Annotated in this window: 13 protein-coding genes; 3 read left to right on the forward strand and 10 right to left on the reverse strand. The window is 66.0% G+C overall.

Features of this window, described 5'->3' with window-relative positions:
* Positions 1 to 192 precede the first annotated feature (192 nt).
* From cuyB to HV770_RS02685, 4 genes are all read right to left on the reverse strand, one after another.
* A complete protein-coding gene (gene cuyB, locus HV770_RS02670) occupies positions 193 to 1,695 on the reverse strand; it encodes a cysteate racemase (RefSeq protein WP_175157946.1) in 1,503 nt (500 codons plus the stop codon).
* Positions 1,696 to 1,857: 162 nt separating this feature from the next.
* Positions 1,858 to 3,171: an MFS transporter gene (locus HV770_RS02675; protein ID WP_175157947.1), complete on the reverse strand. Its 1,314-nt coding sequence runs from the start codon at positions 3,169 to 3,171 to the stop codon at positions 1,858 to 1,860.
* Between the two features lie 72 nt (positions 3,172 to 3,243).
* Positions 3,244 to 4,488, reverse strand: a complete 1,245-nt coding sequence (locus HV770_RS02680; RefSeq protein WP_175157948.1) for a CaiB/BaiF CoA transferase family protein — start codon at positions 4,486 to 4,488, stop codon at positions 3,244 to 3,246.
* Positions 4,485 to 6,251, reverse strand: coding sequence for an acyl-CoA dehydrogenase family protein (locus HV770_RS02685; protein WP_175157949.1), 1,767 nt, complete (start codon positions 6,249 to 6,251; stop codon positions 4,485 to 4,487). Before HV770_RS02685 ends, HV770_RS02680 begins: the two co-directional genes overlap by 4 nt.
* Positions 6,252 to 6,361: 110 nt before the next feature.
* Here HV770_RS02685 and HV770_RS02690 point away from each other — a divergent pair, with 110 nt between their 5' ends.
* Complete coding sequence (locus HV770_RS02690; RefSeq protein WP_175157950.1) at positions 6,362 to 7,288, forward strand: LysR family transcriptional regulator; 927 nt, start codon at positions 6,362 to 6,364, stop codon at positions 7,286 to 7,288.
* Here HV770_RS02690 and HV770_RS02695 read toward each other — a convergent pair.
* Positions 7,258 to 7,575: a single-stranded DNA-binding protein gene (locus HV770_RS02695; protein WP_175157951.1), complete on the reverse strand. Its 318-nt coding sequence runs from the start codon at positions 7,573 to 7,575 to the stop codon at positions 7,258 to 7,260. The two genes, HV770_RS02690 and HV770_RS02695, sit on opposite strands and share 31 nt — an antisense overlap.
* A 223-nt stretch (positions 7,576 to 7,798) precedes the next feature.
* On the opposite strand from HV770_RS02695, the gene HV770_RS02700 reads away from it, so the two are divergent.
* Positions 7,799 to 8,011, forward strand: coding sequence for a hypothetical protein (locus tag HV770_RS02700; protein ID WP_175157952.1), 213 nt, complete (start codon positions 7,799 to 7,801; stop codon positions 8,009 to 8,011).
* Positions 8,012 to 8,096: 85 nt separating this feature from the next.
* Here HV770_RS02700 and HV770_RS02705 read toward each other — a convergent pair whose 3' ends face one another.
* Together HV770_RS02705 and HV770_RS02710 are read right to left on the reverse strand one after the other, a co-directional pair.
* The gene (locus HV770_RS02705; protein ID WP_175157953.1) at positions 8,097 to 9,035 is read right to left on the reverse strand and encodes a LysR family transcriptional regulator; all 939 of its coding nucleotides are present in this window, start codon (positions 9,033 to 9,035) and stop codon (positions 8,097 to 8,099) included.
* 290 nt (positions 9,036 to 9,325) lie between these two features.
* Positions 9,326 to 10,237 (reverse strand): LysR family transcriptional regulator, encoded by a 912-nt coding sequence (locus HV770_RS02710; RefSeq protein ID WP_175157954.1) that lies wholly within the window; start codon positions 10,235 to 10,237, stop codon positions 9,326 to 9,328.
* Positions 10,238 to 10,374: 137 nt separating this feature from the next.
* On the opposite strand from HV770_RS02710, the gene HV770_RS02715 reads away from it, so the two are divergent.
* The gene (locus tag HV770_RS02715; protein WP_175157955.1) at positions 10,375 to 11,118 is read left to right on the forward strand and encodes an SDR family oxidoreductase; all 744 of its coding nucleotides are present in this window, start codon (positions 10,375 to 10,377) and stop codon (positions 11,116 to 11,118) included.
* Between the two features lie 170 nt (positions 11,119 to 11,288).
* Here the strand turns inward: HV770_RS02715 and HV770_RS02720 are convergent, their stop codons facing one another.
* The 3 genes from HV770_RS02720 to HV770_RS02730 all read right to left on the reverse strand — a co-directional run bounded on the left by HV770_RS02720 (position 11,289) and on the right by HV770_RS02730 (position 15,041).
* Positions 11,289 to 12,314: an aldo/keto reductase gene (locus tag HV770_RS02720; protein ID WP_175157956.1), complete on the reverse strand. Its 1,026-nt coding sequence runs from the start codon at positions 12,312 to 12,314 to the stop codon at positions 11,289 to 11,291.
* A 157-nt stretch (positions 12,315 to 12,471) separates the two neighbouring features.
* Positions 12,472 to 14,187 (reverse strand): tetratricopeptide repeat protein, encoded by a 1,716-nt coding sequence (locus tag HV770_RS02725; protein ID WP_175157957.1) that lies wholly within the window; start codon positions 14,185 to 14,187, stop codon positions 12,472 to 12,474.
* A 287-nt stretch (positions 14,188 to 14,474) separates the two neighbouring features.
* Complete coding sequence (locus HV770_RS02730; protein WP_175157958.1) at positions 14,475 to 15,041, reverse strand: DUF4142 domain-containing protein; 567 nt, start codon at positions 15,039 to 15,041, stop codon at positions 14,475 to 14,477.
* Positions 15,042 to 15,148: the final 107 nt, after the last annotated feature.

The following is a 15,148-nucleotide window of genomic DNA, read 5'->3' on the forward strand; positions in this document are numbered from 1 at the left end:
GCAGCGGGATACTATACTGTATATCTATACAGTTTTCCATGACGCGCCAAGATGCGCGGTCGAGCCGCGTCCTGACGTGAGGGGTGGCGAAGCACGCGCTGCTGGACCGGTCAGCAAGCGTTGTGCCGATGTGGGAATGAGGATTCGAGCGTGCGAGGAGCGGCAACCAGGGTTGGGGCGTGCCTCGCCTCCCTACCCGCACGCGCTTTCTACGCGAACCGGCCCCGCCGCCGGTGCCGCGGCTTGCGTTCGCGCACCACCCTCGCCAAGCGCATACTCCACGCACCGTCTGGCCAGTACCTCGGTCGGATCGACGAGCCGCACGACCCGTCCGCCGGGACACGCGAGCACCGCGTCGCGCAGCAGCAGCGGCAACTCGGTGCAGGCCAGCACGATTACCTGCACGTCTTGCGCGACGAGGTCGTCGAGCGCAGCCGCGAGGTCGTCGCCGCATTCGCCCGACGTGTAGCCCGCCTTGGCGCCGCGCGGTCCGTAGATGGCGTTCATCAGCCGCGCCTGCGCGGGCGCGGCCGGCGCAATCTGCGTGAAGCCGCGCGTCTCGAGCGCCTGTTCGTAGACACGGCTCGCCAGCGTGCCCGACGTCGCCAGCACGCCGACGTCGCGCAGGCCCGGAAAGGTCTCGCGCAGATAATCGGCGGTACAGGTCAGCATATTCACGATCGGCACACCCAGCGCCGGCTGGATCTGTTCGACGAACGCATGCGCGGTATTGCACGGAATCGCGATCAGATCCGCGCCGCCTTCTTCGAGCGTCTTGCATGCGGCATACAACGCGAGCGTCGGATCGTCGCCGCCGCCGAGCAGCGCCTCGGTGCGGTCCGGAATCTGCGGATTCTGTTCGACCATCACCTTGATGTGATCCTGGTCGCGCGCGGCCGGCGTGTTGCGCACCAGCTTGGCCATGAAGTCCACGGTCGCCGCGGGACCGACACCGCCCACCACGCCCAGCTTGAAGCGCCGCGCCGCTCGCGCATAGCGGGCCGCCGCGACATGGCGCGCGTAGACCTGATTGGTGTCGACGAGCGGCACGTCGAGCGGCCCGAGCGCGCGTAGGACGAGGCCGATTTCGGCCAGCCCCGGCAGGATGATCTCGGCGCCCTGCGCGAGCAGATCGGCGCAAGCCGCGCGCAGCAATTCCACCGGCCGGCCATGCAGACGGCCGGTGCGGATGCCCTCGTCGCCATACACGGCGTTCGTCACGCAGTCGACACCCCTGCCGTGACGCGGATGCAGCACGTCGAACCGCGCGGCATCGAAATGGCGTTCAAAAAGGCCGTTTTCGCGGATGACCCCGCTGGTCAGCACGCCGATCCGTCGCGCCGACGGAAAGGTCCGCCGCACGTGCGCGGTAAGCGCCGTCATGATGTTGGCGACCGGCACGGCGAGATTCGCCGAGAGTTCGTCGATGAAGGTATGACTGAGGAAGCACGGCAGCACGATCGCATCGACGCCGCGCTTTTCCAGCTCGCGCATCGTGTCGAACATGTGGATCTTGAACTGGACGTTCGCTGTGTCCGGCGCGCTCGCGCCCTGCCAGCAGCGCGGCTCGAACACGAGATCGACGGCCCCCGCCGCGCCGGGCCGGCGTGCGGCGGTGCTGATTCTGCTCAGGATGTCGGCGCCGGCGAACTGGGCCGCGCCCGCCGCCACGCCCAGCGATCGAAAGCGATGCATGATGACTTCCCCCGTCATGGTCTATCCGCCTTGATGGCAGGCGGCTTTTGCGCTTGAGGATGACATTATGTCGGCCGCGCATGACGTGGGGTTAACCACGAAAATCCGATTTCTTTGCCTTGGTTCGCGGCCCGCCTGCCGGGCCGCGTGCCGGCAAACCGCCTAGGCCGCTTCGGCGACGCCGTGCGCCGCGCCCCGCTTGCGGCGTTCGAGCGTGCCGATGCAGACCAGCGACACAGCCGCGAGACAGCTATAAAACGCCGCCAGCGGCCACCACGCGCCCGGATAGCGATGCGCGAGTACGGTGCCGATCAAGGGCGTCAGGCCGCCGGCCAGCGCGGCGCACATCTGGTACGAGAGCGAAATGGCCGAATAGCGCACGCGCACCGGGAACGCGGTCGACATGAAGCCTGCCATCACCGCATACGAGCTCGACATGCACATCACCGCCAGCGCGATGCCGATCACGATCGCCACCGGCCGCCCGGTCGAGACCAGCGCGAACATCGGATACGGCGACAGCATCGCCAACGCCGCCGCGCCCTTCAGGAAGCGTCCGGTGCCGATGCGTTGCGCGAACCAGCCCGAACCCAGCTGCGTGAACAGCTGGATGAACGCGACCACGAAGAGGGCATCGAGAATCAGCGAACGATCGAGCCCGAGCGTCTGCGTCGTGTAGTTGAGCATGAACGTGTTGACGAACCACGCGCCCGCCACGCCGATCACGTTGGCACCGAGACACAGCAGCACGGTGCGCCACGCGTCGCGCAGTACTTCGGCGACGGGCAGCGCGGCGACGCGCCGCTGCGCCTTGAGCGCGTCGAATTCCGGCGATTCGCCGACACCCGAGCGGATCAGCAGCCCGACCACGAGCAGCGCCGCGCTGGCGAGAAACGGCAGGCGCCAGCCCCAGGCGAGAAACGCGTCCTTGTCCATCGACGCCACCGCGCGAAACGCCAGCAGCGACAGGATCAGGCCCGCCGGGCTGCCAAGTTGCGCGAACGACGCGAAGAACGTGCGCTTGCCTTTGGGGGCATGCTCGCTCGCCATCAGCACCGCGCCGCCCCACTCGCCGCCGATCGCGATGCCCTGCGCGACGCGCAGCAGCACCAGCAGCACGGGCGCCCAGCTGCCCGCGCTCGCGTAAGTCGGCAGGAAGCCGATGCCGACGGTGCCCACGCCCATGATCGCGAGCGTCGCGACCAGTGCCTTCTTGCGTCCGATGCGGTCGCCCAGATGGCCGAACACCAGCCCGCCGAACGGCCGCGCGAAGAAACCCACCGCGAAGGTGCCGAACGACGCGAGCGTTGCGAAGAACGGATCGCTGCCGGGAAAGAACAGCTTGCCGAATATCAGCGCGGACGCGGTGGCGTAGATGTAAAAGTCGTACCACTCGATGGTGGTGCCGACGAACGCGGCGGCCGCCGCGCGCCTGGGTTGCCGGGTTGCTGCGTGATCGTCTGGCTCGCGATGCATGTCTGTGTCTCCGAGATGGTTCTTGTGTGAGAAGCGCGGCTTCTGCGTGCCGTCGCCGGAAAAACGCGCGCGTCAGCTGTCGACCATGTCGCCCTTGAGTACGCCCGCTTCGAACAGCCGCTGCTGGGTCGCCGCGTCGATACCCAACGCGTCGAGCACGTCGCGCGTATCGGCGCCGAGCGACGGCGGCGCATTGCGATAGGTCGCCGGTGTGCGCGAGAGCTTGATCGGTGACGCGGTGCCGCGGTACTCGCCCATCTCGATCACCATGCCGCGATGCACCGTATGCGGATGCCTGGCGACGACATCGACGCTTTGCACCGGGCCGCACGGGACGCCCGAGTTGATCAGCGCCTGCGCGAGCGGTTCACAGTCGTGCGTGGCGAGCAGGCTTTCGAGCGCGGCCTTCAATGGCTCGCGATGCGCGCAGCGGCTGCGGTTGTCGGCGTAGCGCGGATCGTCGGCGAGTTCGGGCGCGCCGAGATGCGCGCACAGCTTCGCGAACTGCCGGTCGTTGCCGACTGCGAGAAAAATCGGCGCGCTCGCGGTGCGGTAGCTGTCGTAAGGCGTGATGTTCGGATGCGCGTTGCCGCTTCTCTGCGGCGTGCGGCCCGAGCCGAAATAATTCGGCAGATGGGGATGCAGCAGCGACACGCCGCAGTCGTACAGCGCGATGTCGATCGACTGGCCGCGCCCGCTTTTTGCACGCTCGGCGAGCGCGAGCAGAATGCCGGCGAGCGCGTTCAGACCCGTCACCATGTCGACGACCGGCAGGCCGACACGCGTGGCCGGCCCGTCACGCTCGCCGTTCACGCTCATCAGGCCGGTCATCGCCTGGATCGCGGCGTCGTAGCCGGGCAAGCCGCCGAGCGGACCGTCCGGACCGAAGCCCGATACGGCACAGTGAATCAGTTTCGGAAAGCGTTCGCACAAGTCGCGCTCGTAGTCCATGCCCCAGCGCGCGAGCGTGCCGGGCTTGAAGTTTTCGACCAGCACGTCGGCGTCTTCGAGCAGCCGCCACAGGATCGCGCGTCCTTCGTCGCGCGACAGATCGACCGCGATGCCCTGCTTGTTGCGGTTCACGCCCGCGAAGTACCACGCGGTGTCGCCGTAGAACGGCGGCCCCCAGCCGCGCGTTTCGTCGCCGTCGGGCGGTTCGAGCTTGATCACGTGGGCGCCGTGATCGGCGAGCGCCTGTGTGCAGTAAGGGCCGCCGAGCACGCGGCTCAGGTCGATGACCTTGACGCCTTGCAGCGCGCCTTGGGTGGTTTGGGCGGCTTGCTTGTCTTGCGTTGCATGGTTCACGAATCCGGTCATTGCGTGCCTCCGGCCGGCAGCAGTTGCAGCGCCTCGTCGAGCGTCACGCCGCGGCCGTCGACCAGCGCGTCGATCACTGCGCTGTCGTCCGTCGCACTGCCAGCGTCGAGCGGATCGGACGGCAACAGCTTGTGCCGCACCACCAGATGCGCGAGCGCGAGACGCCGGTAATCGGGCGCGAGGCGCGCGCCTTCGCAGGCCATCAGCACTGCCGTGCTCGCGTGATACAGCGCCGAGCCGGCCTGGCGAACCCCTTCGTCGCGACCCGACTCGGCGACGCTCGCCAGCGCGTCGCAAGCGCGCGTCAGGGTCGAGCGCAGCAGCGCAAGGCTGGTCGCCGGCAAGCCGGCCGCACCGAGCAGGTCTTGCAAGTAGGCACGCAACGGCTCAAGCGCACCGTCGCGCTTCGCAGCCCGCGCGATGTCGAGCGCGACGATGTTGCTGGTGCCTTCCCAGATCGAGCCGAGATGCGCATCGCGCACGAGCCGCGCGTCGCTCCATTCCTCGATATAGCCGGTGCCGCCGCGCACCTCCATCGCATCGCCGGTGACACGGCGCGCGTCGCGGCAGGCGCGGAACTTGATCAGCGGCGTGAGGATGCGCACGCACTTCGCCGCCTCGCGATCGCCCGCGTCGGCCCGCGGCAGCAGCAGCGCGATGCGCATGAACATCGAACGCGCCTGCTCGGCGGGCAGCATCATCTTCATGAGTTGCCGCTGCATCAACGGCATGTCGATCAGCTTGCGGCCGAATGCTTCGCGATGGCGCGCGATGTGCAGCGCCTCGGTCAGCGCACGACGCATCAGCCCCGCGGCACGCACGCCATTCGACAGGCGCGACATGTTGATCATGTCGGCCATCTGATGAAAGCCGCGCCCCACTTCGCCGATCAGATACGCGAGCGCGCCTTCGAGCACGATCTCGCCGCTCGCCATCGAACGGCTGCCGAGCTTGTCCTTCAGACGCACGATCCGGTAGCGGTTGCGAGAGCCGTCGGGCAGCGTCTTCGGCAGCAGGAACAGGCCGAGGCCGTTGATGCCGGGCGGCGCATCGTCGGGACGCGCGAGCACCATCGCCAGATCGGCGTCGGCATTCGAACAGAACCATTTGTCGCCGTACAGGCGCCACGCCGCGTCGCCGTTCGCATCGGTTTCGAGCGCCGCACGCGTGGCGATGCGCGCGACGTCGGAGCCGGCCGCCTGTTCGGTCATGAACATCGCGCCTTGAAACAGCGTGTCGAAATCGCGCGAGGCCAGCTTCGGCAGAAAGCGCGCAACCAGTTCGGGCGCGCCGAATTTGCGCAGCGTGCGCGTGAGCGAATCGGTCATGCTGACGGGGCAGCACAGGCCGAATTCCGCCTGCACGAACAGGAAGGTCAGCGCGTATTTGACGAGCGGCGGTGGCGGCGTCCTGCCGTCGCGGGTGTCGTGGCTCAGCGACGCGAGCCCCAGCTCGGAATACGCGACGCGTTCCAGCGCGATGTAATCGGGGTGCTTGTCGATGCTCTGCAGCGCTTCGCCACGGCGCGTGCGATGACGCAATTGCGGCGGGTTCCGGTCGGCGGATAGCGCCCATATGTCGAGTTCGCCGGATGCGCGCCGGCCTAGCTCAATGAACTGGCTTTCGAGTTCGCGGTACAGCTCGTCGCCGAGATGCAGCCTGATGAGGCGCGCGAAATCCGGGTCGCTCGTGAAGAAGTTGATGCCGCGGCTATCGGGAATGTTGGACGAGCCGTGTGCCGGCTGCGCGATGATGTCGCTCATGCTTGTCTCCTGTCTTGTGGGAGGAGCATAGAAGCGGCTTCGATAATCGTCTAATACAACTTATATCCGGTACGATAGACACAGCTTATCGATAACGACCGGAGACCGCCGTGGACCTGAAACAATTGCGCTATTTCGTGGCGGTCGCCGAGGAACTGCATTTCGGCCGCGCGGCCAAGCGGCTGTTCATCTCGCAACCGGCCTTGAGCTTCGACATCCGCAAGTTCGAAGAACAGCTCGGCGTGCAACTGCTCGCGCGCACCAACAAGTCGGTCGCGCTGACCAACGCCGGTCAGGTGCTGCTCGGCGAAGCGCGCCGCCTGCTATTGCAGGCAGGCGAAGCCGAACGCATCACGGTGCGCTCAGCGCACGGCCTCGCTGGCCGCCTGCGGATCGGCTTCGTGAATTCGATGCTGTACCGCGGCATGCCGCACGCGGTGAGCCGTTTCGAGGCCGACTATCCGGGCGTCGAAATCGTATTAAAGGAGATGAACACCAGCGAGCAAGTGCATGCGATCCAGCGGATGCAGATCGATATGGGTTGCGCGCATTGGGGCAACTTTCCGTCCGACGTCACGTCCACGCCGGTGTTTTCCGAGCCGTTCCTATGCTGCCTGCCGGCCGATCACCCGCTCGCGCGCAAGCGCCGGGTCGATCTGCGCGCGCTCGCGCAGGAGCCGTTCATTCTGTTTCCGCGCACCGTGTCGCCGCATTATCACGATCTGATCATCGCGCAGTGCGTGAGCGCGGGGTTCAGTCCGTTGATTCGCCATGAGGCGCGGCTGTGGCAGACCGTCGTCACGATGGTCGGCTTCGGCATGGGGGTCGCGCTGGTGCCGTACACCTTGCGGCAGGTGCAGGACCCGCGCGTGTGCTTTTTGCCGCTGCGCGGCGAGACGCTGCTATCGCAAGTACTGCTGTTGCGCAGGAGCGGCGATGCGGAGCCGGTCGCCGACCGCTTCGTCGAATACCTCGACGCCGCCGCCGGCAAGTCCGCGAAAGCGCCTCATTCGCCGCCGTCGAGGCGCCCGGCGTAAGCGCTCAACAGCTTGTGGGCGATCATGTCGACGGCCGGTTTGACGAGGCCATTCTTGTCGGTCCAGACCTTGGGCGTCAACGTGCCGCTCAGGGCGACGCTGTCGGCGTCGCCCAAGGCGAGCAGCGCGGTTTGCACGTCGTCGTCGAATGCAATCACGTTGACGAAGATCGTGTCGCCGTCGTTGGTGGCCGCGCGCACCTTGCAGGTAACGAAGCGCCTGCCGTTCTGCCCCGTGCGGATCTGAGCCTCACCGTATAAACGTCCGCCCACCAGTCCTTCTATCATTGTGTCGCTCCAGTTATTGCGTGTTTCGAGGGAGTTTTTCTTTGGGCGTGATCCGAGGGTACTGCTGTCGGGCGCATCTCAAGGGCCATTCCTTCGGGTGGATCGTGTGAAAGGCCTGTCGCCTGACGCGGTGCGTATGATCCCATGAGAAGCCGCTCGGCCCACGCAGAAAAACAGGTGTCGGCAGATTGCCGCAGGATGGCGCCTCGCTGACGCGCTCGCCATGGACCTGTTGCTGGCCTGTCAACGATTTGGCGCTTTCGGTCAGCGGTTCATCATGCGCCGTCGCGCATCAATCGCCAACCATCATGCGCCGACTTGTCGAGACACGCTGGACGTTGACCTGTTCGAGAACATCCTGCCCCCAGTCGCGCAAGGGAATACGGCCCCGGCAGGAACGCTCGACGCAACATCAAGCGAACCAGATCGCAGATAGCTCGCAACTCAAACAGAATACCGGCTCACGTTAAACGACCAACGCGGCAAAGAAGCCCCCGCAAGGGCAACACCCCACACTCACTTCAACGCTGAACGCCTCCGGACCCAAGCGTCATATCCACCCCGCGCACGAGCCGCTTCGCCAGCCGCGCTTGCCGCAACTGTTCGAGCCACCATTGCAACGCGCGCCCCTCATGATCGCCACGCCACGCGACGTACAACACGTTCGGCTCGCGCGGATCGGCGGTCGCCTTCTCGACCAGCTCGCCCTGCTTCAATAGCGACGCCACCCGCTGACGGGGCAGCCACCCCACCCCCAAGCCGTCGCGCTGCGCGAGGATCTTTGCCCGCATGCTCGGCACCGCCAGCGACGCCTGCCCGCCCATCACACCATAGGCCCGCCCCGCCGTCGTGCGCGACGAATCGGCCACCACCACCGCGCGATGTTCGACGATCCGCTCGCGGCCGAGCGGCCCTTCGACTGCCGCCAGCGGATGACGCGGCGACACCGCGAACACCCAGTCCATCACCCCGAGTTCGAACCAGCGCAGGCCGGGAATCGCCGGCGGCTCATTGGTCGCGCCGACGACCAGATCCGCGCGGCCGTCGCGCAACGCTTCCCATGTTCCGCTCAGCACTTCGTGCGTGAAGCGCAACTTGACGCCCGAGTTGAGCGCATCGAATGCGCGCACCACCGGCATCAGCAGCTCGAATTCGAGGATCTCATCGGTGACCACCCACAGCCGGTCCTCCCAGCCGCTCGCGATCTGCTTCACGCGCTGCGTCATGCGCGCCATGTCGAGCATCAGGCGCGCGGCTTCGTCGGCGAGAAGCTGGCCGGCGGGTGTTAGTTGCAGCCGGTAGCGACGCCGGTCGAACAGCAGCGCGTCGAAGCGGGTTTCGAGTTGCCGCGCGGCATGCGACACCGTGGACGGCGCCTTGCCGAGGCGCGCCGCCGCGCGCGACAGGCTGCCGGTCTCGCGAATCGCGTCGAGCAAGGCCAGTTCGTCTTCGGACAACATGTTCCATTCCTTCGAACGGGTTTGTCGAAATGATGGTACGGCTAAGCGCTGCTGGGCGTCCACTACAGCGATATGGCGGCCGCAAAAGAGCCGAATAGATCACGTGATGTGCCTTCGGAAAAATCGCACGAACCGCGCCGCCCCGCTCTAACCCGACGGCGGTACAGGAAGCTGGAACAGCGACCGCGTCACAACGGCAGTTGGTGAAGGCGTGATCCCCACGAGCCACCGACAGACGGCTTCGCGCCGACGCTCTCCCTATCGCCACAAAGCCGTCCGCACAGCCTCATTCACACGCCGTCCCGCGCCGCCCCGCCGGCCGCCTCGAAAATATCCCGCAGCCACTGCGCAAACACCCGCACGCGCGACGACAACTGGCGATTCTGCGGATACAGCACCGAAACCGGCATCGGCGGCGGCGGAAAATCCGCGAGGATGACCTTCAGCCGCCCCGCCGCCAGTTCCCCCGCGACCCGGTATTGCGGCACCTGCACGATCCCCAGTCCGGCGAGCGCCGACCCGGCATAAAGCTCGACGCCCGTCACCGACACCGCCGACGGCAGCACCATCGCGCTGTCCCGCCCGTCGATGCGGAATTCGAGCGGCACCGGCTTGCCGGTCGCGCTCGACACGTAATTTACGGCGCGGTGCGTGGACAGCGCCGCCGGATCGGCCGGCTCGCCATATTCCGCGAGATACGCCGGACTCGCCACCGTCACCTGCGGCAGTTGCGCGACGCGCCGCCCCACCATCGACGAATCCTGCAGATTGCCCGCGCGCAGCACGCAGTCGATCCCCTCGCGCACCAGATCGACGAGGCGGTCGTCCTCACCGATCGTCAGTTCGATCTCGGGATAGCGCGCGAGAAACGCCGGCAGCGCCGGCACGACGAAGTGCCGCGCCAGCGTGCCCTGCAGATTCACCCGCAGCAGCCCCTTCGGCGCGAGATTCGAGAACGAACCCTCGGCCTCTTCCATGTCGGCGATCAACCGTACGCAGCGGCGGTAATACGCCTCGCCATCATGCGTGAGCCGCACCGTGCGCGTGGTGCGCTCGAGCAGCCGCGCGCCGAGCCGCTGCTCCATGCGCTTCATCAGATTGGTGACGGTCGCGCGCGGAATCTGCAGGTCGTCTGACGCGCGCGTGAAGCTCTGCCGCTCGGCGATCCGCACGAAAACCCGCATTTCCTCGAAACGATCCATGGTTGGCATCCCGGCGGTCAGATGCCGTCGATTATTAAAGTAAATGGAATGATTATGGCAAGTCTAACCCGATTATCTACGCCGCAAAAGCGGCCATGATTCACCTCGCTAACTCACCACCTCGAAGGAAACGAATCATGAACACGCTCGACAACGCTCAAGTCGCCATCGTGACCGGCGCATCCCGTGGTATCGGCGCGGCGGTCGCGCAACGTCTCGCGAAGGACGGTTTCGCGGTTGCCATCAACTACGCATCCAGCTCGGCCGAAGCCGATGCATTGGTCACCGAACTCACCGCCGCAGGCGCAAAGGCGATCGCAGTGCAAGCGGACGTATCGAACGCCGACGACGTGCGCCGCATGTTCGAAGTCGCCGAACAGCAGCTCGGCAAGGTGGACGTGCTGATCAACAACGCCGGCGTGCTCAAGCCGGTGCCGCTCGCCGACACCAGCGACGCGCTGTACGACCAGACCTTCGACATCAACGTACGCGGCACCTTCAATACGCTGCGCGAAGCGGCCGCGCGGATGAACGACGGCGGGCGCATCGTCAACTTCTCGAGCACCACGCTCGCGCTGAACATGCCGGGCTACGCGATCTACAACGCGACCAAGGCGGCCGTCGAAGCCTTCACGCATGTGTTCGCGAAAGAACTGCGCGGCCGCAACATCACCGTCAACGCCGTGGCGCCGGGCCCGGTCGCGACGTCGCTGTTCCTCGACGGCAAGACCGAAGAACAGATCCAGAACTTCGCGAAGATGCCGCCGCTGCAACGCCTCGGTCAGCCGGACGATATCGCCTCGGTGGTGGCGTTCCTCGCCAGCGCGGATGCGGGCTGGGTCAATGGTCAGATCCTGCGCGCGAACGGCGGCCTCGCTTGAGGCGACCGACTCGCTGCGGGCGCCCGCGACGCATGGAGCAAGCGCGTCGCGAGCGCGCCTCGCGCGGCGTTCACGGGCATCGCATTTTCAATTGAACTGAAGCGAATCGGAGGAAAAAATGCGCAACAACGTCGTCCTGGTCACGGGCGCCGGTACGGGCATCGGCGCGCTCACACCGCCTTCGGATTACGCTCCTCGAACCCTTCCTGGTGCCAATACGGATAAGCGGGGCGCACGGCGCTCGCCGCGTCGAGTTTCGCAACCTGTTCGGGCGTCAGGTTCCAGCCGACCGCGCCGAGGTTCTGGCGCAATTGCTCCTCGTTGCGCGCGCCGATCAGGACCGTCGACACCGTCGGCCGTTGCAGCAGCCAGTTCAACGCGATCTGCGGCACCGTCTTGCCGGTTTCGGCGGCGACCTCGTCGATGGCATCGAGCACGCGGAACAGATAATCGTCCGGTACCGGCGGGCCCATGTCGGCGGTCTTGTGCAGCCGGCTCGAATCGGGCAGCGGCTGGCCACGCTTGATCTTGCCGGTCAGACGCCCCCAGCCGAGCGGGCTCCACACCACCGCGCCCACGCCCTGGTCGATGCCGAGCGGCATCAGCTCCCACTCGTAGTCACGGCCGACCAGCGAGTAGTAGGTCTGATTCGCGACATAGCGCGGATAGCCGTAGCGGTCCGCGACATCCTGCGACTTCATCAGATGCCAGCCGGAGAAATTCGACACGCCGGTGTAGCGGATCTTGCCGGCGCGCACGAGATCGTCGAGCGTCGACAGGACTTCGGCGACCGGCGTTCTGGCGTCGAAGCCGTGCAACTGGAACAGGTCGATGTAATCGGTTTGCAAGCGTTTGAGCGCGGCGTCGACCGCCTGGATCAGATGGAAGCGCGACGAGCCGACGCTGTTCGGTTCGTCGTCGAAGCGGAAGGTCGCCTTGGTCGAGATGATCGCCTTGTCGCGCTTGCCCTTGAGCGCTTCACCGAGCACCGACTCGGATGCGCCCTTCGAATAGATGTCCGCGGTGTCGAACATCGTGACGCCCGCGTCGAAGCAGATGTCGATCAGGCGGCGCGCTTCGGCGACGTCGGTGGCGCCCCACGCCTCGAAAAACTCGCCCTTGCCGCCAAACGTGCCCGTGCCGAAACTCAGCACCGGCACCTTGAAACCGGATGCACCCAGATGTCTGTATTCCATTGTTGACTCTCCCGTGGCATAGCCGTCGATAAAACGGACGTTCAGTCTACGCGTGTCTGGATAAATGCGTCGATGGGATGGCTGGCGATTGGCGGGCAACGCGATGCACGACGAGCGAATCGACCTCACCGTCGACGAACAGGTGCAACTGGCTTGCCTACTCTCCCCTTCCGGCCGCCGCGCCCAACGCTTCCCGCGTGGCCCGCATCACGCTGTCCCAATCCCCCAACGCAGGCTGCCTGAACAGCCGCGCGCCCGGATACCACGGCGTATCGCTGCGCTCCAGCAACCAGCGCCAGCAAGTGTCGAAGCGGTTCAGAATCCAGACCGGCTTGCCCAGCGCGCCGGCCAGATGCGCGGTCGACGTATCCACCGAAATCACCAGATCGAGGTTGGCAACGAGTGCGGCGGTATCCGCGAAATCGTGCAAGTCCTCCGTGTAATCGACGACGCGCCCGCTCAGTGCGCTATCCCCCAACTGAGACGCCGCCGCGCCTTTCTGCAGGCTGAAAAAGCACACGTCCGACACCTCGAAGATGGGGGCGAAGCGTTCGAGCGCGATCGAGCGGCGCTCGTCGATCCTGCGCAACTCCGCGACGTGCGAGCGGTTTTCGCCCGCCCACACTAGGCCCACTTTCAGACGGCGACCGGCCTGCGTGCCGATACGCTCGCGCCATGCGCGCGCGGCCTCGGCATTAGCGAACAGATAAGGCGTGAACGCCGGAATGCTCGCCTCGTCGGTCCTGAACGCGAGCGGCAAACTCAGCAGCGGACAGTGGCAATCGAACGTCGGCAACGGCTGCCCCGCCTCGACCAGTTGGCCGACACCGCCGAGCGTGGTCATCAGGCGCATCAGCGAGGACGGCACTTCGAGCACGACCTTAGCGCCGAGCTTCGACACCAGCGCGGCATAGCGGCAAAACTGCAGCGTGTCGCCAAGCCCCTGCTCCGCGTCCAACAGAATCGTCTTGCCGTCGAGCGGAAAATCACCGAGCCACAGCGGCTGCGCGAAACCGCGCCTCGCCGCCTTGATACGAGTGCGCTCCCAGCGCGATTCGTATTGCCGCCAGCCGGCTTCGAACCGCCCCATTCGCAGCAGACACAGCGACTGGTTCCAGCGCGTTTCCACCGATTCAGGATCGAGCGCGAGCGCGCGCTCATAACTCGATAGGGCCTGCGCGTGCTGATCGAGATCGGTCTGTGCAAGGCCCAGATTGTTCCATGCGTCGACGAATGCCGGCGCCAGTTCCAACGCGCGCCGGTAGCTGTGCTCCGCTTCCTGCGGCCGGTTCATGTCGGCGAGCACGTTGCCGCGATTGCTCCACGCCGCGGCATAGTCGGGGCGCAACGCGAGGGCGTGATCGAGGTCTGCGAGCGCGTCGCCGGCGCGGCCCATGTCGCGCAACAGGCACGCGCGATTGTTCCAGAACGGCGCGGCCTGCGGCATCGACGCGATGGCCCGATCGAAAGCGGCAAGCGCATCGAGCGGCCGGTTCAGACCGGCCAGCGCGTTGCCGCGATTGTTCAATGCGTCGGGGAAGTTCGCCTGCAATGCGAGCGCGCGATCGGCGCTGGCAAGGCCTTCGGTGTAGCGCTGCAATGCATTCAGCGCGTAGGCCAGGTTCGAATGAACCGGCGCTTGTTTCGCGTTGACGGCAAGCGCCTTTTTGAGCAGATCGCAGCCCTCTTGCGGACGGCCCGTTTGCAGCGCGAGTTCGCCGAGCCATGCCAATGCATCGAAATGGCGCGGCTTGAGTTCGAGAATCTCGCGATAGAGTTCTTCGGCCTCGACGATCGCGCCGTTGTGCTGCAGGGCGACGGCTTGCCGAAGCATGTACTCCAACTGTTGCGGCAGATTGCCGGGCTTGTTCATACGGTCAGCTTCGATGGGATGCGCGAGAAATCGCCGGTGCGGTGCCGATGCGCAAGTCGTCAGGCGAGACGCTGCGCGTAGCACGCAAGAAAAGAGCGATTATCGTCGAAAGCCCCGCTTCGAACCACTGCTGGCCTGCCACGCGAAGCGCGGCGTGCGACGTGCATGCGTGGCACGCCGGTTTTGCAACGGGCCGGACATTCCCGCCGTCCGGCCCGCGCCGCGCGCATTACGTTTTACGCGTCACGCACCGGCGACGAGACATGACGCAACACGCGTCAAACCCCTTACTGCGCCGTGCCCGACAGATGCTTGCGCTTCGCGAGATCCTGCGCCATCGCGTAGTGCTGCTGAATGGTCGGCAACGCCTTCTTCGCCGCGTCCTTCAACTGCTCGTCGCGACCCGAGGCGATTTCTGCCTGGAACGCCGACAAAGTCTTCTGTTCGCCGGCAAGCGCGACCTGTTCGATATACGTCTTGTCGAACTCCGCGCCGCGCAGATTGTTGATGCTCGCGAGCACCGCCGCGTCGGGATCGTTCTTCGGCACATCGACGCCGCGCGGGCTCGCTGCGCGCAGCGCGTCCGAGATCTTCGCGTTATCGGTCGAGACGCGTTCGGCAAACGCCTTCACGTCGCGGTCGGTGGAACGCGACGTGGCGATGCGCGCGGCGTCGCGCTGCGTCGCGATGGCCTTGGTGCCGTCCGCGATGAACGTCTGGTCGGCGGCATGCAGACGGCCCGTGTCCGCCGCTGCCGGTGCGGCTGTCGTGGTCTGAGCGCTGGCCGCGGTGGCGACAGCCAGAAGGCCGGTCATGCAGGCGCTGGCGATGGTGGCGAGAGGCAAGCGGATCATACGTTCTCCTTGAGGTGGAAGCGAAACAACAGCGATGCGTGTGCGCGTCGAACATCACACTGCGGGCAAAACTGCAGCCCAACCTGGGGCCGCCGACGGCACGACGC

Source organism: Paraburkholderia fynbosensis (assembly GCF_902859935.1).
Taxonomy (GTDB): domain Bacteria; phylum Pseudomonadota; class Gammaproteobacteria; order Burkholderiales; family Burkholderiaceae; genus Paraburkholderia; species Paraburkholderia fynbosensis.